Origin of the sequence: uncultured Sphingomonas sp. (genome assembly GCF_964235535.1) — a bacterium.
In the GTDB taxonomy this organism is placed as follows: Bacteria; Pseudomonadota; Alphaproteobacteria; order Sphingomonadales; family Sphingomonadaceae; genus Sphingomonas.
In genome coordinates this window covers 1-21,353 of sequence record NZ_CAXSBH010000009.1, presented here as the reverse complement: position 1 = coordinate 21,353, position 21,353 = coordinate 1, and the positions used below count along the sequence as shown (strand labels likewise).

Here is a 21,353-nt window from a genome sequence, read left to right as displayed (position 1 = left end):
TCCAATCATGACCCGGGAGCGAAGAGGCCCGGTTAAGAACAGGTGAACCGCGTCCATCGGACGGGTCAGGCAGCCCGCGTGCGTCGGGCCTCCGCCCGCCGTGCCCAGCCCAGGGCGAACTGGCCGAGCGCCTCGTCGAGATCGCCCAACCGAACTTCTCGGGCGATGACGGCGGCGGGTGCCGTCGCCGTTGCCGGGGCGTCGTCCACGAGCGACGGATCGAGGTCGCAGGCGCACGCGACGCGGCGCGCGAACTCGGCTGGGGTCAGCGGCGCGCCGTGCGTCGCCCGCCACTCACCGTCCGCCCCGTCGATCAGCAGGTCGAGCGCGGCCTCGACCAGCCCGACGCGGAAAGCCGGGGCGAACAGGTGGCCGTCGACCGGCCGGAAACGCCGCCCCGCCGCAAGCGTGCGCGCCGCGTCGAGCGCGAGGCCGTCATCGTCCTCCGGGCCGAATACCGCGTCCGCACGGATGAGGAGCCGCGGGCCGGTCGGCGGGAGCGGGTCGCCCCCGAACCGAAGCAGCGGCACTCCGCGTTCGCCGGCGGCGCGGGCGAGCGCGGCGCTCCCGTCGGCCCGATCGCCGGCGTCGATCACCGCCCAGGGGGCAAGCCGGTCGAACGTCGCGGCGGCGTCGTCCTCACCGGGCCGGCCGCGCTCGGCGAGGACATAGGCGATGTCGCGCGCGTCGCAGTGTTGCGCGATCGTCCGGCCGAGCGCGGTCGCGCCGCCGTGGATGAGGAGCGGCGGGGCGGCGGCGGAGGTGGGCAGAGTGGGTGCGCCGCGCTCGAACCGCGCGGGGCGGCGCACGGGTGGGTGGACCAGCCGCGCAGGTCGCCGCCACCAACCCGGCGTGCGCGCGACCGGGTGGCGCTCCGCGTCGCCGGGCAGTCCGCGCCAGACGTGCGCGAGCGCGGTCGGCCGGGGCTGCTCGCCGCCCCCGACTCCGCCCACGTCGAACAGCCCGGGCTCGTACAAGCCATCCGCGGTCAGCAGCGTGTTCCAGCCGCAGCTGCCCAGCACCGCCCAGGCGGTGACGGCGCGTAGGTCGACTCCCTCGGCACGGAGCGCGCGCGCGGTGTCCCACGCATCGCCGACCCACCGCAGCTGCTCCTCGCGCGTACAGCCCAGATGCACCTCCGTGATCGCAAGCGGGGTGCGGTAGCGCTCCCACGCCTCGCGCAACGCGCCGGCCAGCCCCCCCGGCGCGGGTTCGAGCACGCGGACGGCCTCCACATCGGCGTAGCGGCCGTCGTAGTTCGCGCCATGCGTCTGCGCCGGGTAACGCTGGAACCGGTGGTCGAGGAAGCGATCGCTGGTGAGGTAATGGTTCACGCCGATGATGTCGGGCGGGCAGGGCGCGGCCGCGAGCGCCTCCATCCGCCCGGCCAGGCCGAAGCTCGCGAGACGATCCCACAAGGGGTGACCCGGCACGATACGCCCGAACAGCAGGTCCCACCCGGCCCAGCGGCGCGTATTGTCGAACGCCGCCTGGTGGAACAGCGGCGCGGTGGCGTAGGTGCGGCCGAGGTCGTCGGTCTGGATCAGCCGCGCGCCCGGCGTCACTTCCCGGACCGCGCGCATCGCGTGGGCGACCCCGTCGACCTGGTTGACGAGCGCGGTCCAGAACGATCCCTCATCACGGTGGTGCGGGTACCAATGACCGTATAGCGCGGAAAACCGGGCGGTGGTGAGCGGCTCGTTGACGGGGGTATAGTCGGCGATCCACGGATAGCGCCGCGCTACCCGCCCCGCATATTCGCCGAGCTTGGCGGGAAAGTCGGGGTCGAGCAGGCTGGTGCGGTCCGGCCCGCTGCCGTGATGGAGAAGCCCCGCGATCGGCCGGACGCCCAGATCGCGCAAGGAGCCGAGCCTGCGGTCGGTCCAGCTCCAGTCGCACTCCTCCAGCCGGTCTGGCGCGACGCGCTCCCACAACACGGGATATCGCATCGCCTGGAAGCCGAGATCGGCGAACAGGCGGAGGTCGTTGTCGCGGTCGTGATGGCCCGACAGGTGCGACTGATCGCTCCAGCGGTCGCCCACGCGCGCGACGGTGCATTCGGCCCCGCCCCACATTTCCAACTCGCTCGTCGGCCGCATGTCGCTGATCGTCATCATACACCTCGTCACGCCGCGGTTGATATCGATCATCCGCTTACCCTTGGGATGGCTATGCGACCTGATCCATGTTGTGTTTCAACCGCTTAAGGGAGCGTCTGGGGAACAGGAGCCGTGGTTGATGGTTCAAGCTGTTCATCCATGAGCAAGGTTCCACACCACGTGCAAAAACACGCAGAGAAAAACCAGGGTCAGCCAGGCTCCAAGCCGCACCTCGTCGATGCGCGGGTGCCCACCGGAAGCCCGACCCTGCTCTGCCTGTCGCATCTACGCTGGAATTTCGTGTTCCAGCGGCCGCAACATCTGATGAGCCGCTTCGCCCGGACGCACCGCGTGCTGTTCTGGGAGGAGCCGATCTACCTGGCAGGCCTGTCCGAACCGCGCGTGAGCGAGACGGTGGACGCCGCGACCGGCGTGATCGTGCTGACCCCCGAACTCGCCGCGCCCGGCCGGTGGGAACACGAGCAGCTGCGCGACCTGTTGGACGGATGGCTCGCCGCCAATCCGGCGGAGGGAGCGTTGGTGCGCTGGTACTATACGCCGATGATGCTGCCGATCTCCGAGCATCTGGACGCCGCCTGCACCGTGTACGACTGCATGGACGAGCTCGCCAATTTCAAGGGCGCGTCGGCTGAGACGCTGGAGCTGGAGCAGCGGCTGATCAGCGTCGCCGATCTGGTCTTCACCGGCGGCACCAGCCTGTACGAGGCCAAGCGCGACCGGCATTCGAGCGTCCATGCGTTTCCATCGAGCGTCGACGTCGCCCATTTCGCCCGTGCACGGTCGACGGTGGCCGAACCCGCCGATCAGGCCTCGATTCCCGGACCCAAACTCGGCTGGGCGGGAGTGGTCGACGAGCGGTTCGACCTCGACGCGCTGGCCGCGGTGGCGGACGCGCATCCCGAATGGTCGCTCGTCGTGATCGGCCCGGTGATCAAGATCGCCGAGTCCGAACTGCCGCGCCGCGCCAACATCCATTATCTTGGCGGGCGCGATTACGCCGACCTGCCCGCCTATATGAGCGGCTGGGACGTCGCGCTGATGCCGTTCGCGATCAACGACGCGACCCGGTTCATCAGCCCGACCAAAACTCCTGAATATCTGGCCGCCGGTCGTCCGGTCGTATCCACGCCGGTGACCGACGTGGTGCGTCATTACGGCGAACTCGACGCGGTTCACCTCGCCGACACGCCGGAGACCTTCGTGCGGGCGTGCGAGGCGGCGCTCGCGATGGCGACGGGTGCCGACGGCCGCTGGCTCGCCCGCGCCGACGCGCAGCTCGCGACCGGGTCGTGGGACCGGACCTTCGCCGACATGTCCAAGCTGATCGGCAGCGCGGTCGCCGCGCACGGCAAGCTGGAGACGGTGGTCAGTCCGACCGGCTGGCCCGACCGCGGGAATCAGTACGACGTGCTGATCGTCGGCGCCGGCTTCGCGGGATCGGTGATGGCCGAGCGGCTGGCCACCCAATCCGACTTGCGCGTACTCGTCGTCGACCGGCGGCCGCACATAGCGGGCAACGCCTTCGACCATCTCGACGCGGCGGGCGTGCTGATCCATCAGTACGGCCCGCACATCTTCCACACCAATTCGGCCGACGTGTTCGGATACCTCTCGAACTTCACTCAGTGGCGACCGTACGAGCACCGCGTACTGGCCGACATCGACGGCAAGCTGGTGCCGATGCCGATCAACCGCACGACGCTGAACGTGCTTTACGATCTCGACCTCAAGACCGATGCCGAAGCCGAGGCCTATCTGGAGAGCCGCGCCGAGCCCGTCGCGGTGATCAGGACGAGCGCCGACGTCGTGGTCTCGAAGGTCGGGCGCGAGCTCTATGAGACGTTTTTCCAGGGCTATACCCGCAAGCAGTGGGGCATGGATCCCTCCGAGCTCGACAAGTCGGTCACGAGCCGCGTGCCAACGCGCACCGACACGGACGACCGGTATTTCACCGACCAGTTCCAGGCGATGCCGCTGGAGGGCTACACCCGGATGTTCGAGCGGATGCTTGACCACCCGAACATCGACGTGCTGCTCGGCGTCGATTACGAGGACGTGCGCGAGGCGTACGCGCACGACCACCTCGTCTTCACCGGGCCGATCGATGAGTATTTCGGACACCGCTACGGCAAGCTTCCCTACCGCTCGCTCCGGTTCGTCCATGAGACGCACGATGTCGAGGTGTTCCAGCCCGTCGCGGTGGTGAACTACCCCGCCGAGTCGACACCCCACACCCGCATCACCGAGTACAAGTACCTGACGGGCCAGGTACATCCCAAAACGAGCATCACCTACGAGATCCCGTCGGCGGAGGGCGATCCCTATTACCCCATCCCGCGCGACGAGAACCAGGCGCTCTTCAAGCGGTACGAGGCGCTGGCGGTGGCCGAAGGCGACGTGACGTTCGTGGGGCGGCTCGCGACATACCGCTATTACAACATGGACCAGGTGGTCGGTCAGGCGCTGGCGACGCACCGCAAGCTGGAGGCGAAGCTGCTGAACAAGGGCGCGGGACGCTTGGCGCTGCAGGTGGCGTAGAGCTCGCCCAAGCCCGACGACGCGGCTTTGTAGCGTCGTCGGACGAGGATAGGATGTTGGTTTTAAGGTACGGGTCCACCGCCATTGGGCCTGCTGACGAATTCTCGTATGAGATTATGAAGTCGCCCCGGCTGATCAAACATGATGAAGTGGCGAGAATAATCCACTCGTACCAGCTCGGCATTCGGCATGGTCTCATACGCAGCCGAGGTTATCGAGTCCGCCATCTCTCGTGTCGGTTTGACCCCGTTCGGAAAAGTCAGCGTCGGGTCGAAAGCGTACAGGGCCAACGCAGACATTTTAATAGTGGCTAGTTCGGGACGAAGATCGGTTTGCAGATCTTCATACATCATACGTGCAAACACGCCGGGATCACTGGAAAAGCTATCCGCCGCCACTAATTCGCGACCTTTGGCGTTCAGGACCAGGAAATCCGCGGTCTGTTTCGCACTGACCGCCCGCTGTGCCGAAGTCTGCGCCATCGCGCCGTTACGCATGGCCGTGGCCGTTGGCCTGACGCTCTCGACCGTCGCTTGCGGCCCGAACATCAGACCGTAGAACGGCAGCGCGTCGACGATCACCATTTTAGATAGGTCGCCTGGATATCTTCTCGCTAGCATCAGCGTCAGTAGGCCGCCGAGCGAATGGCCAATTACGACCGGACGGATCTTACGCGATGCTATATAGCCATGCAGTTCTTCGACGATTGCCGACAACAGCTTTTCGCTCGTAGCGTTCACGCCTGCGGGCTGACCCGCAAAGCCGTTGATTTGCACCAAGTGTAGTTGGTAACTCGGCGCGAGCCTCGCCGCCTCGGCAGCCCATACCCTTCTACTACTGGTTAGACCCGGAAGCAGCACGATGTCAGGTTTGCCTGCGGTACCCTCCTCCGTGACCGTAAAACGGGTCGGCATGGTCGGTTTCGCCAATATTTGCTTTTGGGCGTCCGCTCGGCCGGCCGAGGATGTCATCGCCAGGATAGCACCAAAAAGTAGAAAGAGCGTCCGACGACTTAACATTGCACCGACCTCCACATCGTCCATGCTGACGCCCGTTTGCCTGAAAAAGGCGGAAAAGGACAAGCGGCTTTTCCTCGGTTAAGCCAACAGACTCGTCCGCGCCCAAAGTCCGGAGCCACCAACGGAGTCATGATCGCGCGAGTGGCTATCGCGGTATCGGAACTAACCCGCAGAGGTAGATCAGGAGCAGATTGCTCTATGCCTCATTCCGCATTACATCGTCATACAGATGGGAGAGCGACATCATGGCGACGAACTCGCTAGTGCAGACCCGGATCGACGGGGCGGTGAAGGACGAGGCGGCCGCCGTGCTCAAGGAGATGGGGCTCACCGTGTCTGACGCGGTACGGCTGATGCTCATCCGTACGGCGCGAGAGAAGACGCTGCCTTTCGATGTCCGTAGTCCCAACGCCGCCACGCGCGAGGCAATCGGCGAGTTGGAGGTCGGTGAGGGAGCCCGCTTCGACGACGTGAGGGCGCTGATGGCGAACCTCCGTGCGGACGATTGAACGGTCGACGAGGTTCAAGCGCGATTACAGGCGGGAGCTGAAGGGACGGCATCAGGCGACGCTCGATGCGGAGCTGATGACCCTGCTGGTCGCGCTCGCATCCGACGCGCCGCTCGACACGAAGTACCAAGATCACGGCTTGAGCGGCGATTGGGCGACCTATCGTGATTGCCATGTCGAGCCCGACCTCGTGCTGATCTACGCCAAGTCTGACGGCCTTACGCTCAGACTTGCCCGATTGGGCTCACACAGCGAGGTGTTCGGGTAGGCGGATGGTCGCCGTCATCCGCAAATGGAGGTTCGTGGAAGGCCGCCGCGTCGGTCACCTTACGCGGTATCTGCCCGCCCCAACCGCACCAGCATCTCGTCCAGTGCCTGCAGAAAGCGGGACCGGTCGGCCTTCCCGAACGGCGCCGGGCCGCCCACGACGTCGCCGCCGGCGCGCAGGTCGGCCATGATCGCGCGGGTGGCGATCGCGCCGCCGATCGAGCTGATGGTGAACGGCTTGCCCGTCGGCGACAGCGCGGCCGCGCCCGCCTTCAGCGCGCGGTCGGCCAGGAGGATGTCGCCGGTGACCACCACCGCGCCGGGGCCCGCGCGCTCGGCGATCCAGTCGTCGGCGGCGTCGAACGCTTCGCCGACCACCATCCGCCCGATCAGCGGGTGATCGGGGACGCGGATCGGCGAGTTGCTGACGATCGTGACGGGAACGCCGTGGCGGAGCGCGACGCGGTAGACCTCGTCCTTGACGGGGCAGGCGTCGGCATCGACCAGGATACGCCGGCCCTTGGCGGCTGCGTCGCCGCTCAGCGGGAGCCCCGTCCGGGCGCGCTGCGGGGCTGACCGCGGTGCGGTTGGCCGGCTCGCGGGCCGGTCGGGCGCTGACCCGTCGGGCGCGCATGGTGGCGCGGGCCGTCGTTCGAGCGCGGGGGCGGGCCCGACGGCGCGCCGTCGATTTGCTCTATCGCGATGCCGCTATCGTCCGTCTCCGCCGTCCGGCCGAGCGCCTGCGCGAAACGGGCCGCGACGTCGCCGCGCACCTCGAACTGGGTCTCGTTCGGGCCGATGCGGATCGCGCCGATCTCGTCCTTGGACACGTGCCCACGCCGGCAGAGGAGCGGCAGCAGCCAGCGCGGATCGGCGTTCTGGCGGCGACCCGCATCCAGCCGGAACCAGGCGGATGGGCCAAAATCGTCGCGCGGCGGGCGCCGCTCCGCGCGCTGCTCGGCGGCGATCAGCTCCTCGGGCGGCGGCAGCGCGGAGCGGTGCGCATGGACCAGCGCGGCGGCGATCTCGGCGGGGGTCTTCTCGCTCAGCAGGCGCTCGGCCAGCGCCTGATCCTCCGCGTCCACCTCGACCGGGGCGAGCAGCTTGACGAGCAGCCGGTCGCGGTCGGCGGCGCGGATCGCCTCGGGGGTCGGCGGCTGGATCCAGCTCGCCTCGATGCGTGCGCCGCGCAGCATGCCCTCGACGCGGCGGCGGCGGGGATAGGGAACGATGATGACGGCCGTGCCCTTCGCGCCCGCGCGGCCGGTGCGGCCCGACCGGTGCTGGAGCACCTCCGCGTCGCGCGGCACCTCGACATGAACGACCAGCGACAGGCCGGGCAGGTCGATCCCGCGCGCGGCCACGTCGGTCGCGACGCACACGCGCGCGCGGCCGTCGCGCAAGGCTTGCAGCGCGTGGTTGCGCTCCGACTGGCTGTGCTCGCCCGACAAGGCGACCGCGCCGAAGCCGCGCTCGTTGAGCGATGCGTGCAGGTGGCGAACGTTGTCGCGCGTGGCGCAGAACAGGATCGCCGTTTCCGCCTCATGCAGGCGCAGCAGATTGACGACGACGTTCTCGATGTCGGCGGGCGCGCAGGTCACCGCCTGATACGCGATGTCGCCGTGCCCGCGCTCGCCCGCCGTCGTCTCGATTCGGTGCGCGTCGCGCTGGTAGGTGCGCGCCAGCGCCACGATCGGGCGCGGGATGGTCGCGGAGAACAGGAGGGTGCGGCGCTCGGCCGGGGTCGCATCTAGGATCTGCTCCAGGTCCTCGCGGAATCCCATATCGAGCATCTCGTCCGCCTCGTCGAGCACGGCGGCACGCAGGGCGGACAGGTCCAGGCTGCCGCGCTCCAGATGGTCGCGCAGGCGCCCGGGCGTGCCGACGACGATATGTGCGCCGTGGTTCAGCGACCGCCGCTCCTTTGACGCGTCCATGCCGCCCACGCAGGTGACGACACGCCCGCGCGCGCCCTCATACAGCCAGTTGAGCTCGGTCGCGACCTGCAGCGCCAGCTCGCGCGTCGGCGCGATGGCGAGCGCCAGCGGCTTGGCGGCGGGCGGCAGCTTGCCGTCCGCGTCGAGCAGCTCGTCGGCGAAAGCAAGCCCGAAAGCGACCGTTTTGCCCGATCCCGTCTGGGCCGAGACGAGCAGGTCGCGCCCGCGCGCCGCCCCATCCAACACCGCCGCCTGGACGGGGGTGGGGTCGGCGTAGCCGCGCGCGGAAAGAGCCGCGGCGAGCGGGGCGGGTAGTTCGGGGAATGTCATATGTCATCGCAAATGGCGCTTTACCGCGGCCGGGGCAAGGGGCCGGACCGTGCGCCTCCCTTGACGAGTGCGGCGCGCTGCCGCCAAGGGCGCGCATGAGCCGCTCCACGCCCCGTCCCGCTGGCGACCCGCACGGCATGCAGCGCCGGGGCGTCTTGTTCGTGCTGTCCTCGCCGTCGGGCGCGGGCAAGTCGACGATCGCGCGCAAGCTGCTGGCCGCCGAGCCCGAGCTGGCGATATCCGTGTCCGCCACCACTCGCGCGATCCGGCCGGGCGAGGAGGACGGGCGCGACTATCACTTCGTCGATCTCGACCGGTTCCGCCGCATGGTCGCGGACCACGAGTTCCTGGAATGGGCGCACGTATTCGGCCAGCGCTACGGCACCCCGCGCGCGCCGGTCGACGAGGTGCTGGCGTCGGGACGCGACGTGCTGTTCGACATCGACTGGCAGGGGGCGCAGCAGCTTCATCAAATCGCGGGCGGCGACGTGGTGCGCGTCTTCATCCTGCCGCCCTCGATGGAAGAGCTGCACGACCGGCTGCTGCGCCGCGCCACCGACGCGGCCGAGGTGATCGACGCCCGCATGGCGCGCGCCGCGAGCGAGGTCAGCCACTGGGACGGGTACGATTACGTGCTGGTCAACGACGACGTGGAGGGATGTTTCGAGCGCGTCCGCACGATCCTGGCGGCCGAGCGGCTTAAACGGTCGCGCCAGACCGGACTGATCGGCTTCATCCGGCATCTGACAAAGGCGGCCTGATCCTCCGCTTCCTATCCAAGGGGGGGGCACACGGCTTGCAGGAACCCCACCCCCGCATCGAACTCCGCCCGTCGCGCGGCGCGGGCCTCCGTCGCGAGCGCGTCCTCGCCCCACAGCTCGGCCTGCCACTCCTCGTCGACGATCGATGCGGCCCACGCCTCCTCCGCCGTCATCGCACCCTCCGCGAGCGCCAGCGCGAGCACGAGCGAGCCGGTGATCGTCACGACCGGCGATAGCGCGGCTAGCGTCCAGGCGTCCCGCGCCGCGATTGCCTCGCCCAGCCGCTGGATCGCCATCGGCGGCTGCGCGACGTGCATGACCCCGCTGGCGACCGCGAGATGCACGTCGTATCGCCCGCGCGCCCAGGCGAGCGGCGGGTCCCATGCCGCGGCCTGTCGCTCCACCAGCGGCTCCGGCGCGGCGGCCCGGTAGCAGAGCAGGTCGCTCTCGCCGTAACGCGCAAGCCCGGCGGCAAAGGCGGCGGGGTCGGGGGCGACCCGGTCGATCGCGGCGTTGGCAAGCCCGGTCAGCGGCATCGCCCGCGGGTCCACGGTCTCGCCGACCGCGCGCCATTCGCCCGCTACCGCCGCCGCCAGCGCCTCGGTCGGAAGCGCGAGCGCTACGCGGCCGGGCGTCCGCACCGGCCGTCCGTCGAGCGCGACGGCGCGATCGGGGCCGACGGTCACCTCGGTCCAGAAGCGCTTCACCGACGGTGATCGTTTTCCGGCGGCGTCCGCCATCGCCTGGCCATCGCGCGCGGCACCGACGCGATCATCAACAACGCTGATATCACGATCGCCGCGCCGATCACGCGCGGGATCGTGCCGACGCTCCGCCCGATCAGCACCAGCCCGAACACCGCGCCCGCGACTCCCGCAAGCTCGACCGACATCATCGCGTAATAGCGCCGGCGGGCCAGCAGGTCGTCGGGGTCGGTCATCCCGCCTCCAGCAGATGCGGCAGCGCGGAGGGCTCGGTCGCCACCATATCGGCCCCGGCTGCGATCAATTCGGAGGCGGCGTAATAGCCCCACGCGACGCCGACCGCGCGCACGCCGGCTGCGCGACCCATCGCCATGTCGAAGCTGGTATCGCCGATCATGACGCAATCGCCGGGCGCGGCCCCGATCTCGGCCATCGCGGCGACCGCCATCGCCGGATCGGGCTTGGACGGATGCCGGTCCGCGGTCTGGAGCGTCGCGAAACGGTCGGCGATCCCGTGCGCGGCCAGCACATGCGCGAGCCCGCGGTCCGATTTCCCCGTTGCCACGCCCAGAACCCACCCGCGATCGCGCAAGCCGTCGAGCGCATCCGCCATACCCGCGAACAAGGGTTCGTCATCCAGCCGGGCGTCCGCCCGCATCGCGCGGAATATCTGTTTGTATTCCCCCGCGAGTCGCCGGTGGAGCGCATCGTCCCGCTCCGGGCTCAATGTCCGCACCGCCTCGACCAGGCTCAAACCAACGATCCGCCGGATCGCGGCACGCGGCGGCGGTTCGACCCCGTGTCGCGCGAACGCCTCCTCCATCGCCCGGCAGATGTTCGCCTGGCTGTCCACGAGCGTTCCGTCGCAGTCGAAGATGGCTAAGCGGACGCGGTCGGACATAGCCAAGGTCATAGGCGAGCGCCGCGCCCACGCAAACCGGTTAAGGCTTTGGATGCCTGCGGAGTAAATGCGCCGCTTCGGTAGTAATCAATGAGAAATTTGTCAAAGTGACTAACATGCTTGATGGAAGGTGAATCGGATCGGCAATATAGATTTTTAATAGATCAGATCGGAAGTGGGGTCATGGCACGCTTCTATTTTCACCTTCTCGAACGCGGACCGACCTTCGAGGACCATGACGGCATCGAGCTGATCGACTTGGATGCAGCAAGGCAACAGGCCATCTGCTCGGCGAGCGCGGTCATCGGTGCGGAACTGGAATCAGGTGAGTTATGCGTGGGTTGCCGCGTCGACATCACCAATATCGCCGGTAAGACTTTCGCAACCGTCCCCATCAAGGAAACGGTGAAGATCGACGCCGGTTTGCGCGACTAGTTCGTCCGCTCGCCGCGCCCACGCCGCTCACCCCTCCGTTCCTTGCGCACCGACTTCGCGTGCGCCTTGGCCCGCGTCTTGATCACTTCCTTTGACGGCGGCGCCTTTTCGCTGTCGTCGGGAAGGAAATTGCCGCTCATCTCCTCGAAACCCAGCAGAGCCAGCGACTCGGCGAAGTGGGTGGGCAGTTCGGCGGTGACGTCGATCGCGCCGCCGTCGGGGTGGTCGACGCGGATGCGGCGGGCATGCAGATGCATCTTGCGGCTGATCCCGCCGGTCAGGAACGCGGCCTGGCCGCCATACTTGCCGTCGCCGACGATCGGATGGCCGATCGCGGCCATGTGCGCGCGCAGCTGGTGCGTACGGCCGGTGAAGGGCAGCAGCTCGACCCAGGCGGTGCGGTTGCCCGCGCGCTCGATCACGCGGTAGCGGGTCCGCGCGGCCAGACCCTCCGCCTCGTCGACATGCATCTTCTCGCCGCCGGTGCCCGGCTGCTTGGCCAAGGCGAGCTCGACCATGCCGTCGTCGATCGAGGGCACGTCGATGACCAGCGCCCAATAGGTCTTGCGCGCGGTGCGGCTGGAGAAGGCCTTGGCGAAGAACCCCGCCGCGCGCGCCGTCCGCGCCACGAGCAGCGCGCCGGACGTGTCCTTATCGAGCCGGTGGACGAGCTTGGGCCGCGCGTCCCCTTCCGCGAAGGCGTCGAGCAGCCCGTCGACATGCTCGGTCGTCTTGGTCCCGCCCTGCGTCGCAAGGCCGGGCGGTTTGTTGAGCACCAGAGCGGCGGCGTCGCGGTGGATCACCATCTCGCTGACATACCCGATCTGGTCGTCGGTCAGCGGCGTACGCTCGCGGACGGGCTTCTCGCCCACGCGCACCGGCTCGGGCGGGGGCACGCGCAGCACTTGGCCCGCGGCGATCCGGTCGCCCGGGCCCACCCGCGCGCCGTCCAGGCGGAGCTGGCCCGTGCGCGCCCATTTGGCGACGGCGGTGAAGCTGGTGTCGGGCAGATGCCGCTTGAACCAGCGGTCGACGCGGATCCCGTCGTCATCGTAACCGATGGGGTACTGGCGAACGGTGTCGGTCATGCGATCGTCCTTGCGAGCTGGAGACCCGCCATCAGCGCGGCGATCGAACCTAGTACCGACAGGAGCACATAGGCGGCAGCCATGCCCGTCGCGCCCCGCTCGGCCATTTCAACAACGTCGAGCGAGAAAGCGGAGAAAGTCGTGAAACCGCCGAGCAGTCCCACCCCCGCAAACTCGCGCCAGCCTTCGACGAGCGCCCCGCGAGCGAGCAGTCCCGCAAGGACCCCCATCAGCAAGCCGCCGAGCAAATTCACGAAAAGCGTGGCGTAAGGATAACCGGGCCCGACGATCGCGACGGCCGCTCGCCCGCTCAGAAAGCGCGCTCCCGACCCGATCGCTCCGCCGGCCATGACGAGAAACAAGGACATGAGCGCCCGTTAGCCTGATTCGGGCATGGGAGCGAGGTGCAGCGTTCCGGCGTTTCCGAAGCGTCCGTCAGCCCCCGCCGGCGATCACGTCGACGTCGGTGCCGCCGTCGGAACGCGCGCGCAGATAAGCGAGATAGGCCGCATCGCCGCGCGTGCCGCCCACGACATGCACCGCGCCGTCGACCCTGTGCTCGGCGGCGTAGCCCGCGCGGCGGCCCGTCGTACCGTACCAGTCGGCGACGCGCTGGAGCGGGGCGGAGCTGCGGAAGGTGACGACGCGCAATCGGCAGCCGGGCTCGTCGACCCCCGCCGCCTCGATCACGCGCGCGTCCGGATAGAGCGCGGCCGCCGCGGGCAGGCGGTTCGCCCAGGCGGCCGAATAGGCGATCCGCGGCGCGCAGTTCCGCGTGCGCGCGTCGCGCTGGCGTTCGGCGAGCGCGCCCAGCGTCAGCGCGCCGTCGCGCGCGCGGCATTCGGGGCAGTCGGCCTTCGTCGCGGGCGCGGGCGTCAGGCCCGGCGGCGGCGCGCTCTCGGGACGTGCGGCGATGTCGACAGGGGCGACCGCGCCGCCGTCCGGGCGGTTGGGCGGACGGATCGCGTCGGCGTTGGATTGCTGGGTCAGCTGGGGGTCGACCATGATCTGGTCGCCGAGCGCCGCCGCCGCGACCGGATCGCGCGCGAGGTCGCCCGCTTCGGCGAGTTCCCGGTCGAGCCGCGCCAACTCGTCCGGTTCCCGCGCGGCGCGGTCGCAACCGAGCAGCGCGACGGACAAGAGGAGCAGGGCGGTCATGCGCATCGGAACGGACCGTGCAAGACGAAGCGTTAAGGAAGCATTCGCGAGCGTGCATGACATCGGCTTGCGAGCAGGAGGCGCGGATGCCATCTTCGCGCCATGCTCAACATCGTCTCGATCCTCATCGGTCTCGTGACCCTGGCGGCGGGCTTCGTCGCCTTCGTGCCGTTCCTCGGCTGGCTCAATTGGCTGGTGATCCCGATCGGCATCGCCGGCGCGGGCGTAGGTGCGCTTTCCTCGAGCAACGCCGGCCGCAATTTCAATCTCATATTGATCGTGATCTTCGGTTTGCGGCTGATGCTCGGCGGCGGAATCGTCTGACGCGAAGAGGGGCGCCGCGACCCGGCCGCGACGCCCCGTTTCTCGACCGCCAGAGGCCTTAGCGGCAGCGGCGGTTGCTCGTGCCCCGGTCGATCGCGCGGCCGGCTAGCGCGCCCGCGGCGGCGCCGCCCAGCGTACCGATCGTGCGGTCGCCGCGCGTGTCGACCGTGCGGCCGAGCAGAGCGCCCGCGACGCCGCCGACGACCAGACCGGTCGTGCCGTCGGGCTTGCGGCAGCGCAGGCGACCGCGGTCGTCGCGGTATTCGCGGTACTTGTAGCGGCGCTGCGCGTCGGCGACGTCGGGCACGGTCAGCGCGGGCACGACCATCGCGGTGCAGCCCAGGGCGAGCAGGATCTTACGCATGGAACACTCCTTGTTTGAACAGGACGGGGACGTAACGAGGGCGGCATAGCGACGGTTGCATTAACGAAAAACAACAACGTCGTAGGGTTTCCGTAAGGCGTTCCACACCACCGCGCCGTCATCGGATGCCGAGATCCTACGCGTCCGCGACCGCCAGCGCGCGCTGCCATACGCCCACATCGATCCATCGCCCGAACTTATACCCGACCGCCGGATTGACCCCGATGGGAACGAAGCCGAGCCGCTCATGCAGCCGCACCGAAGCGTCGTTCGGCAGCGCGATCACCGCGACCGCCTGCGTGAAGCCCGCCTCCGTCAGCCGCGCGAGCAGCGCGTCGTACAAGGCGCGACCGACCCCGCGACCGTGCGCATCGGCCGCGACATACACCGTCGTCTCGACCGCCCGGTCGTATGCCGCGCGCGCGCGGAACGCCGACGCATAGGCGTAGCCGACCACCGCCCCGGCCTCCTCCGCAACCAGCCAGGGGTGGCGCGTTTCCCCCGCCGCCATCCGCCGCGCCATCTCGACCGCGTCGGGCGGGTCGAGCTCGAACGAGATCACCCCGTCGGTCACGTAGGGCGCATACACCGCCGCGATCGCGGCGGCGGCGTCGTCCGGTCGCGCGGGCCGGACGAGCATTACCGAACCGGTCGGATCACCAACCCAGCCGCGCGAGGATGAGGTCGAGCAGCTTCACATCGATCGCCTCCGCCGTCACCGGCCCAAGGCCGGCGCATTCGATGCAGCGCGCCTGCACCGATCCGCCGGTCGCGAGCATCCGCGCGTCCGCCACCGCGCGCGCCAGCAACAACCGCCGCTCCGCCGCGATCCGCCCGAATGCGTCGCCCGTCGGCGCGCCGCCGGCCGCCTCCTCGGGATCGGAGCGGAAGGACGAGGCGAGCTGCGTCGCCCAACCCGGCTCCTTTTCCAGATACACCGTACGCACCGCCTTCGGGTCGAGCTTGGCGCGGCGCGCGGCCTCGGCGACCGCGTCCGACAACCCGCCGAACCGGTCGACCAGCCCGATCTGCCGCGCGGTGCCGCCGTCCCAGACGCGGCCCTGGGCGATCTCGTCAACGCGCTGCGGCGTCAGCTTGCGCGCGGTCGCGACGCGGGCGATGAACTGGCGGTAGCCGTTCTCGATCGACGATTGCAGCACCGTATCGACCGCCGCGTTGGTGCCCGCCAGCACATCCGGCTGGCCGGACAGCGGCGTCGTCCGCACGCCGTCCGCGGTCACGCCGATCTTGGCGAGCGACCGCTCGAAAGTCGGGATGACGCCGAAGATGCCGATCGATCCGGTGATCGTGTTCGGCTCGGCGAAGATCGTGTCGCCCGCCGTCGCGACCCAATAGCCGCCCGACGCCGCCAGCCCGCCCATCGACACCACGACCGGCAGCCCGCGCCGCTTGGCCTCGCGGATCGCCAGCCTGATCCGCTCGCTTGCCAGCGCGGAGCCGCCCGGCGAGTCGACGCGCACCACGAGCGCCTTCAGGTTCTTGGTCGCCAGCCCGTCCAGCACCGCCTTGGCGATGGTGTCGCCCGCCGCCGTGCCGGGGCCCGCCTGGCCATCGACGATGTTGCCCGCCACCGTGACGATGCCGACCGCATCGCCGCTGGTGCCCATGGGGTTGGCGGCGAGCCACTGGTCGTAGCCGATCCGCCTGAACCAGCCCGCACCCTTGCTCGCGTCCGTCCCCGCCAGCTGCGCCACGCGCCGGCCGAAGGCGATCCGGTCGCCGAGCTTATCGACGATGCCGGCCTGCAGGTTGGCGCGCGCGATGTCGCCGCCCGCCGCGACGATCACCCGGTCGGGCTGCGTCAGGAACGCGTCGATCGCCGCCCGGGGCCGCGCGCGGCGAATGGCGTCGCGCCATTGCCCGAACAGCGATCCGTACAGGGCCTCGCTGGCTTGGCGGGATTCAGGCGACTGGCCGGTCAGCAGCAGCGGCTCGACCGCCGCCTTGTACCGCCCGACGCGGTAGATGTGCGCGTTCACGCCCAGCCGGTCGAGCAGACCCTTCAGGTACGGCTGCGTGCCGCCGGGACCGGTGAAGATGGTGCCGCCCATCGGGTTGACCCAGACCTCGCTCGACGCGGCGGCCAGGCGGTAGCTCGCGTCCGTATAGCCGGTGGCATAGGTGAGGACGGGCTTGCCCGCGCCCCGCACGCGGATCAGCGCGTCGGCGACCTCGGATAGCGTGGCGGGATAGCCGCCGCCGAACCCGTCCAGATCGAGCACCACCGCCTTGACCCGCGCGTCCGTGCGCGCCGCGTCGATCGCCCGGATCACGTCGCGTAGCCGGTACTGGACGGGGACGGTCTGGCCCGACAGCGCGGCGAAGGCGGCGGGTTCGGACGGCTGTTCGACGATCGGCCCGTTCAGGTCGAGGAGCAACGCCCCCTCGCCGACGGCCTTGCCGCCCGGGCGCGCGGCAAGCGCGGCGAAAAGCAGGCCGAAGAACAGCAGCATGGCGAGAAGGACGAGCCCGTCCTTGATCCCCACCAACAACCGCCAGGCGCCGCGTACGAGCTTCACGTGCGTGTTCTCCGTAGGCGGGCGAGGGCCGGCCGTACCCGCAGCAGCTTAAGCCGAAGTGTCGTACAGGAGCAACTCACTAATTTACTCCGCCTTCCTGGATAGGAAGGGGGAGACCTGACGCGCTCCTGTCCAACCCGCTCCCCCTCCGCTAGGCCGCGCGCGCCATGTCCGCCGCCGCGATCCTCCCCGCCGACGACACCGCCGCATCCGCGACTTGGCGCGAGGAGCTGCGCGCGCTGGGTCGTCTCGCCGGACCCCTGGTCGGCGCGAACCTGCTCCAGATGGCGGTGTACGCGGTCGACGTCGTCTTCGTCGCGCGCCTGGGCGAGGTCGAGTTCGCCGCCGCGACGCTCGGCGTCTATCTATACGGGTTGGTTCTGTGGGCGTTGACCGGCCTGACGGGGGCGGTCGCGCCGATCGTCGCCGCCGAACTCGGCCAGCGCCGCCACGCCGTGCGCGAGGTCCGACGCTCGTTCCGCATGGGATTGTGGCTGGCGGCGCTCGCGGGCGCGCCGTTCCTGTTGCTGCTGGCGCAGGGCGAGTGGCTGCTCGGCGCGGCGGGGCAGGACCCGCGCGTCGCGGCCCGCGCCGACGCGTTCCTCGACATCCTGCTCTGGGCGCTGATCCCGGCGGTCGCGACGGGCGTGATGCGCACGCTCGCCGCCGCGCTCGGCCGGCCGGGCTACGCGCTCGCGATCGCGGGCGTCGCGGTCGGCGTGGCGGTACTCGCCAACTGGCTGCTGGTGTTCGGCGCGGGGCCGGTGCCCGCGCTGGGGCTGGAGGGCGCTGCGCTCGCCAGCCTCGCCACCAGCGCCCTGATGATGGTCGCCTACCTTGCGGTCCTGCTGCTCGACCCCAAACTCCGCCGCTACCGTCTGTTCGGCCGCTGGTGGCGTCCCGAGGGCGCGCGCTTGGCCGAGATCGTCCGGCTCGGCCTGCCGATCGCCGCCACCATCACTTTCGAGGGCGCGTTGTTCGGCGGGGCGGGGCTGCTGATGGGGCTGATCGGCGTCACGGAGGTCGCGGCGCACGCGGTCGCGCTCAACATCGCCGCCGTCGCATTCCAGATCCCGTTGGGGGTCGGGCAGGCGGCCACCATCCGCGTCGGCATGGCCTACGGCGCGGCGGACCGCGCCTGGATCGCGCGCGCCGGCTGGACGGCGCTGGCCGTGGGGACCGGCTTCATGGCCGTCACGTCGGGGCTGATCCTGCTCGCGCCGCGCCCGTTCGTGTCGGTCTATCTCGATGTGGACGACCCCGCCAACGCCCGCGCCGTGGCGCTCGCGCTACAGTTCCTGGTGCTCGCTGCAATGTTCCAGCTGTTCGACGGCGCGCAGGCGGTCGCGGCGGGGGTGCTGCGCGGCCTGCAGGACACGCGCGTCCCCATGCTGATCGCGCTGGTTGGCTATTGGGCCGCCGGGTTCGGGGTCGCGGTGCTGCTCGGCTTCGGCGCGGGGTGGGGCGGGGTCGGCATCTGGACCGGCCTCGCGGTCGGGCTGGCGGTCGTCTCCGTGCTGCTCGGCTGGCGCTGGACCGCCCGCGAGCGGCTCGGGCTGCTCCCCACCCCGGCCTAAGCGTTTCGCGGAGGCGCAGACCCTCGTCGTAGGAGGGGAGTGACATGAAAGCCTCATCGTTTCGCGGAGAGCGCGTCTGTTCGCAACTCGCTAAAGAGCCGTCCGACGGGCCGATGACGCGCCCGTTCGACCTGGAGGATCTCGGATGGCGATCGGCATGATCTCGGCGGTACTGGCGTCCTCGGCACGTCCGGCACCCCCGCCCGAGCCGCCCGCCAAGGTCGCCGCCGCGCTGATCGCCGCCAGCCGCGGCCCGTCGGGCCTCGACACCGGCAAGCTCGCCGCGCGCGTCGCCGCGCTCGATCCCCGCGACCCGGCGACCGCCCCCGTCCGTGCGGCGGTGAATGCGGCGCTTACGCCCGTCGATCGCGGCCGCCTCGCCGCCGCGCTCGACCGCGCCACCGCCGATGTGAGCGTCCGGCTGAAGGACGGCGGGGTGGTCGTCGCCGACCGCGACGCCAGCAGCGCGAACGCCAAGACCCTCGCCGCCTACCGCGACAGCGCCGATCCCAAGGAGCGCGCGGTCTTCCGCTCGGTGATCGCCACCTACGGCAGCATCCCGGCGGCCGAGGCCGCGCTGTTTGGCCCGCGCCCGGCGCAGGTCGCCTCGATCGCCACCCCTTCGATCCAGCCCTTCCCGACGCCCCGCCCAACCCCACCCACGCTCGCCGCCGGTCCGGCGAACCAGGAAGGTGTCGGCGCGTTCTTCGAGGGCGCGTTGGCGGGTGACCTGAGCGACAATAGCAGCTGGTCCAAGGTCGGCGGCCAGGTCGCGATGGGCTTCGTGCCGATCGCGGGCCAGATCGCCGACCTCCGCGACATCGGCGCGAACATCCACAACATAGGCGAGGGCAAGCCGGGCGGCTGGTTCGGCCTCGGGACCGCGATGATCGGCATCGTCCCCGGCGTCGGCGACGCGGCCAAGGCGGCCCTACGCGGCGGCGGCAAGGTCGCCGAAGCGGGCGCGGAAGTCGCCGAGCAGGTCGCCAAGCACGGCGACGAGGCGACGGGCGGAGCCGCACGCGGCGCGGACGAGGCGGGGGCGCTCGTGACGCGAACCGCCACCGTCGGCCGCAACGTCGCCGAGTGGAAGGTCGACGCGCAAGGCCGCCCGACGAGCGTCACCGCCACCTTGTCCGAACTCCAGCCCAAGGGCACCGCGCGCGGGACGGACGAACTCTCGGCGCAGGATGCGGTGCGCGGGCGCGGGATCGCCGACGACGATGCGGGCCACGTCATCGGCCACCGCTTCATGGGTGACCAGGGCGCGGGCAACATGTTCCCGCAGAACTTCAACTTCAACCGCTCCGCTTACAAGACGATGGAGAACGAATGGGCCGGCTGGATCGAGCATGGCGGCACGGTCAAGACTCGTGTGGAGCTGAGCGGCGGCACGCCCAACCGGCCAGCGGAGGTCGCCGTATCGTACGAGGTTTTCGACGCGTCTGGACGGCAAGTCTTCGACAAAGTCCACGCCTTCGAAAATGCTAGCGACCAGAAGTTCAGTCGGTTATCAACCCTGGAGATCAAGCAGCGAATGGGCCAGTGAGCCCATTCCTCGCGCCGATGGAGATCGCGATGCAGTCGGTTCAGTTTAATCAGCGATCCGCTGATGAGATCACACAAGAACTTGGCGGTGAAATTGTACGGGGGTCCAAATTTCAGGCGAAGCCGTGGACCCACATCGTAGTGGTCGTGACGCTGGATGGCGAAAAGAGCATGTTTGGATATGTGTTCTGGGAGCCGACGGAATGGCAAGGGGCGACCCCGGACGGGCTTGGCGCATTGCGGCTCGCCGCCGATCTACGAGAGTCGATGCGAGTGCCGGGCAGTGATGCTTGGAAAAAATGCCGCATCCGTATTACCCGCGCGACGGGTGAAATCGACATTGATTTCGACTATAATGGTAACAGTTGGACGCCGACAATGTCCGATCCTGCTGCGTTCGCTTTCAGCCTTCGCGATCGATGAGCGATATATTCAGCGATAATCCGTACATCCGGTTAGTCGAGCCCAAGCCATTCTCGCCTCCACCGTTAGCTGCTGACGAAATATTCCGAGGCGATTGGTGGTCGATTCATCGGCGAGGCGATCAGCTCATCTTCGAGTTTATATCAGGTGAGTTGGCCGGCAGGAAGAAGTGGTTCGAGATATCGAACGACGAGGCCGATCAACTGATCGACGGATCGCTGGACGTCATCGCATTTGTCAGGATACGCGAGGTTTGATCTTCAGCCATTAGCATTGGCCTCGATGACAGCTTCACCCTACATCGGTGTCGTGTTTGAGGCTGGTCGGATCGCGGCTTGACGTACTGGACCGGCAGCGCCGTATGAACCCCTCGTTTGCGTGATCGAAGCGATCGGTGATCCGGGTGAGGTGATCTTGGCTTTCGGTCGGCAGCGCTCAACGGGTGATACGCTCGGCTTCATCGCGGGCGTGGATGTCGCCAGCCTGTATTTCGAGTCGGATTGCGTCGTGGCGGAAATCTCCCTTTCCAAGGAGGATTTCGAGGAGCGGATCAGCTACGACGCATTTAAACCGATCCTGCGTTCCTGGCAGCGAGCATGGGCCAGCCGCAACCACCCACCCACCTGACGATCCGTTCATAAAACGCGCTCAGGCCCGTTGACGCGTGAGGTTTCGGGGCACATATGCGCGGCGTTGGCACTCCTGATCCGGGAGTGCCAAGAAACCTTCACAATCCATCAGGAAAGGGCAGCGCTATGAACTTTCGTCCGTTGCACGACCGCGTCCTCGTTCGCCGCGTCGAAGCCGAAG

Annotated in this window: 24 protein-coding genes; 11 read left to right on the top strand and 13 right to left on the bottom strand. The window is 69.1% G+C overall.

Annotation, left to right across the window (positions count from 1 at the left end; genetic code table 11):
• Nucleotides 1-65 precede the first annotated feature (65 nt).
• Nucleotides 66-2,150, bottom strand: coding sequence for a family 1 glycosylhydrolase (locus ACFE7F_RS04760; RefSeq protein ID WP_375402696.1), 2,085 nt, complete (start codon nucleotides 2,148-2,150; stop codon nucleotides 66-68).
• Nucleotides 2,151-2,279: 129 nt separating this feature from the next.
• Between ACFE7F_RS04760 and glf the strand changes: the two genes are divergently transcribed.
• Entirely contained in the window at nucleotides 2,280-4,658 is a 2,379-nt protein-coding gene (glf, locus tag ACFE7F_RS04755) for a UDP-galactopyranose mutase (RefSeq protein ID WP_375402695.1), read from the top strand.
• Between the two features lie 62 nt (nucleotides 4,659-4,720).
• Here the strand turns inward: glf and ACFE7F_RS04750 are convergent, their stop codons facing one another.
• Nucleotides 4,721-5,740 (bottom strand): alpha/beta fold hydrolase, encoded by a 1,020-nt coding sequence (locus tag ACFE7F_RS04750; RefSeq protein ID WP_375402694.1) that lies wholly within the window; start codon nucleotides 5,738-5,740, stop codon nucleotides 4,721-4,723.
• A 182-nt stretch (nucleotides 5,741-5,922) separates the two neighbouring features.
• On the opposite strand from ACFE7F_RS04750, the gene ACFE7F_RS04745 reads away from it, so the two are divergent.
• Both ACFE7F_RS04745 and ACFE7F_RS04740 read left to right on the top strand, forming a co-directional pair.
• Nucleotides 5,923-6,186 (top strand): type II toxin-antitoxin system RelB/DinJ family antitoxin, encoded by a 264-nt coding sequence (locus ACFE7F_RS04745; protein WP_375402693.1) that lies wholly within the window; start codon nucleotides 5,923-5,925, stop codon nucleotides 6,184-6,186.
• The gene (locus ACFE7F_RS04740; protein ID WP_375402692.1) at nucleotides 6,173-6,454 is read left to right on the top strand and encodes a type II toxin-antitoxin system YafQ family toxin; all 282 of its coding nucleotides are present in this window, start codon (nucleotides 6,173-6,175) and stop codon (nucleotides 6,452-6,454) included. Before ACFE7F_RS04745 ends, ACFE7F_RS04740 begins: the two co-directional genes overlap by 14 nt.
• 59 nt (nucleotides 6,455-6,513) lie before the next feature.
• Here the strand turns inward: ACFE7F_RS04740 and ACFE7F_RS04735 are convergent, their stop codons facing one another.
• Both ACFE7F_RS04735 and ACFE7F_RS04730 read right to left on the bottom strand, forming a co-directional pair.
• A complete protein-coding gene (locus ACFE7F_RS04735) occupies nucleotides 6,514-6,996 on the bottom strand; it encodes a YaiI/YqxD family protein (RefSeq protein WP_375402742.1) in 483 nt (160 codons plus the stop codon).
• Nucleotides 6,993-8,720 carry a DEAD/DEAH box helicase gene (locus ACFE7F_RS04730; protein WP_375402691.1) on the bottom strand — a complete coding sequence of 576 codons (1,728 nt, stop codon included), beginning with the start codon at nucleotides 8,718-8,720 and terminating at the stop codon, nucleotides 6,993-6,995. The genes ACFE7F_RS04735 and ACFE7F_RS04730 overlap by 4 nt, the downstream gene beginning before the upstream one ends.
• A gap of 95 nt (nucleotides 8,721-8,815) precedes the next feature.
• Here ACFE7F_RS04730 and gmk point away from each other — a divergent pair, with 95 nt between their 5' ends.
• Complete coding sequence (gene gmk / locus ACFE7F_RS04725; RefSeq protein ID WP_375402690.1) at nucleotides 8,816-9,481, top strand: guanylate kinase; 666 nt, start codon at nucleotides 8,816-8,818, stop codon at nucleotides 9,479-9,481.
• 11 nt (nucleotides 9,482-9,492) lie between these two features.
• Here the strand turns inward: gmk and ACFE7F_RS04720 are convergent, their stop codons facing one another.
• The 3 genes from ACFE7F_RS04720 to ACFE7F_RS04710 are packed head-to-tail and all read right to left on the bottom strand — an operon-like array spanning nucleotide 9,493 to nucleotide 11,098.
• Entirely contained in the window at nucleotides 9,493-10,188 is a 696-nt protein-coding gene (locus tag ACFE7F_RS04720; protein WP_375402689.1) for an ATP12 family chaperone protein, read from the bottom strand.
• The gene (locus ACFE7F_RS04715) at nucleotides 10,185-10,421 is read right to left on the bottom strand and encodes a hypothetical protein (RefSeq protein WP_375402688.1); all 237 of its coding nucleotides are present in this window, start codon (nucleotides 10,419-10,421) and stop codon (nucleotides 10,185-10,187) included. Before ACFE7F_RS04715 ends, ACFE7F_RS04720 begins: the two co-directional genes overlap by 4 nt.
• A complete protein-coding gene (locus ACFE7F_RS04710; protein ID WP_375402687.1) occupies nucleotides 10,418-11,098 on the bottom strand; it encodes an HAD-IA family hydrolase in 681 nt (226 codons plus the stop codon). The genes ACFE7F_RS04715 and ACFE7F_RS04710 overlap by 4 nt, the downstream gene beginning before the upstream one ends.
• Before the next feature lie 171 nt (nucleotides 11,099-11,269).
• Here ACFE7F_RS04710 and ACFE7F_RS04705 point away from each other — a divergent pair, with 171 nt between their 5' ends.
• The gene (locus tag ACFE7F_RS04705; RefSeq protein WP_375402686.1) at nucleotides 11,270-11,521 is read left to right on the top strand and encodes a DUF6894 family protein; all 252 of its coding nucleotides are present in this window, start codon (nucleotides 11,270-11,272) and stop codon (nucleotides 11,519-11,521) included.
• Here ACFE7F_RS04705 and ACFE7F_RS04700 read toward each other — a convergent pair.
• From ACFE7F_RS04700 to ACFE7F_RS04690, 3 genes are all read right to left on the bottom strand, one after another.
• Nucleotides 11,518-12,609, bottom strand: coding sequence for an RluA family pseudouridine synthase (locus ACFE7F_RS04700; RefSeq protein ID WP_375402685.1), 1,092 nt, complete (start codon nucleotides 12,607-12,609; stop codon nucleotides 11,518-11,520). The two genes, ACFE7F_RS04705 and ACFE7F_RS04700, sit on opposite strands and share 4 nt — an antisense overlap.
• Nucleotides 12,606-12,977 (bottom strand): CrcB family protein, encoded by a 372-nt coding sequence (locus ACFE7F_RS04695; RefSeq protein WP_375402684.1) that lies wholly within the window; start codon nucleotides 12,975-12,977, stop codon nucleotides 12,606-12,608. The genes ACFE7F_RS04700 and ACFE7F_RS04695 overlap by 4 nt, the downstream gene beginning before the upstream one ends.
• A gap of 67 nt (nucleotides 12,978-13,044) precedes the next feature.
• Nucleotides 13,045-13,773 (bottom strand): hypothetical protein, encoded by a 729-nt coding sequence (locus ACFE7F_RS04690; protein ID WP_375402683.1) that lies wholly within the window; start codon nucleotides 13,771-13,773, stop codon nucleotides 13,045-13,047.
• A 96-nt stretch (nucleotides 13,774-13,869) separates the two neighbouring features.
• Here ACFE7F_RS04690 and ACFE7F_RS04685 point away from each other — a divergent pair, with 96 nt between their 5' ends.
• The gene (locus ACFE7F_RS04685; RefSeq protein WP_375402682.1) at nucleotides 13,870-14,091 is read left to right on the top strand and encodes a hypothetical protein; all 222 of its coding nucleotides are present in this window, start codon (nucleotides 13,870-13,872) and stop codon (nucleotides 14,089-14,091) included.
• Nucleotides 14,092-14,149: 58 nt separating this feature from the next.
• Here the strand turns inward: ACFE7F_RS04685 and ACFE7F_RS04680 are convergent, their stop codons facing one another.
• The 3 genes from ACFE7F_RS04680 to sppA all read right to left on the bottom strand — a co-directional run bounded on the left by ACFE7F_RS04680 (nucleotide 14,150) and on the right by sppA (nucleotide 16,995).
• The gene (locus ACFE7F_RS04680; RefSeq protein ID WP_375402681.1) at nucleotides 14,150-14,455 is read right to left on the bottom strand and encodes a glycine zipper 2TM domain-containing protein; all 306 of its coding nucleotides are present in this window, start codon (nucleotides 14,453-14,455) and stop codon (nucleotides 14,150-14,152) included.
• Between the two features lie 136 nt (nucleotides 14,456-14,591).
• Nucleotides 14,592-15,095, bottom strand: coding sequence for an arsinothricin resistance N-acetyltransferase ArsN1 family B (locus ACFE7F_RS04675; RefSeq protein ID WP_375402680.1), 504 nt, complete (start codon nucleotides 15,093-15,095; stop codon nucleotides 14,592-14,594).
• 16 nt (nucleotides 15,096-15,111) lie between these two features.
• The gene (sppA, locus tag ACFE7F_RS04670) at nucleotides 15,112-16,995 is read right to left on the bottom strand and encodes a signal peptide peptidase SppA (protein WP_375402679.1); all 1,884 of its coding nucleotides are present in this window, start codon (nucleotides 16,993-16,995) and stop codon (nucleotides 15,112-15,114) included.
• A 167-nt stretch (nucleotides 16,996-17,162) separates the two neighbouring features.
• Here sppA and ACFE7F_RS04665 point away from each other — a divergent pair, with 167 nt between their 5' ends.
• From ACFE7F_RS04665 to ACFE7F_RS04645, 5 genes are all read left to right on the top strand, one after another.
• Nucleotides 17,163-18,572 (top strand): MATE family efflux transporter, encoded by a 1,410-nt coding sequence (locus tag ACFE7F_RS04665; protein WP_375402678.1) that lies wholly within the window; start codon nucleotides 17,163-17,165, stop codon nucleotides 18,570-18,572.
• A gap of 145 nt (nucleotides 18,573-18,717) precedes the next feature.
• Nucleotides 18,718-20,121, top strand: a complete 1,404-nt coding sequence (locus tag ACFE7F_RS04660) for a DNA/RNA non-specific endonuclease (protein ID WP_375402677.1) — start codon at nucleotides 18,718-18,720, stop codon at nucleotides 20,119-20,121.
• Nucleotides 20,118-20,543 (top strand): hypothetical protein, encoded by a 426-nt coding sequence (locus ACFE7F_RS04655; protein ID WP_375402676.1) that lies wholly within the window; start codon nucleotides 20,118-20,120, stop codon nucleotides 20,541-20,543. Before ACFE7F_RS04660 ends, ACFE7F_RS04655 begins: the two co-directional genes overlap by 4 nt.
• Entirely contained in the window at nucleotides 20,540-20,800 is a 261-nt protein-coding gene (locus ACFE7F_RS04650; protein WP_375402675.1) for a hypothetical protein, read from the top strand. The genes ACFE7F_RS04655 and ACFE7F_RS04650 overlap by 4 nt, the downstream gene beginning before the upstream one ends.
• A 121-nt stretch (nucleotides 20,801-20,921) precedes the next feature.
• Complete coding sequence (locus tag ACFE7F_RS04645) at nucleotides 20,922-21,170, top strand: hypothetical protein (protein WP_375402674.1); 249 nt, start codon at nucleotides 20,922-20,924, stop codon at nucleotides 21,168-21,170.
• Nucleotides 21,171-21,353 lie beyond the last annotated feature (183 nt).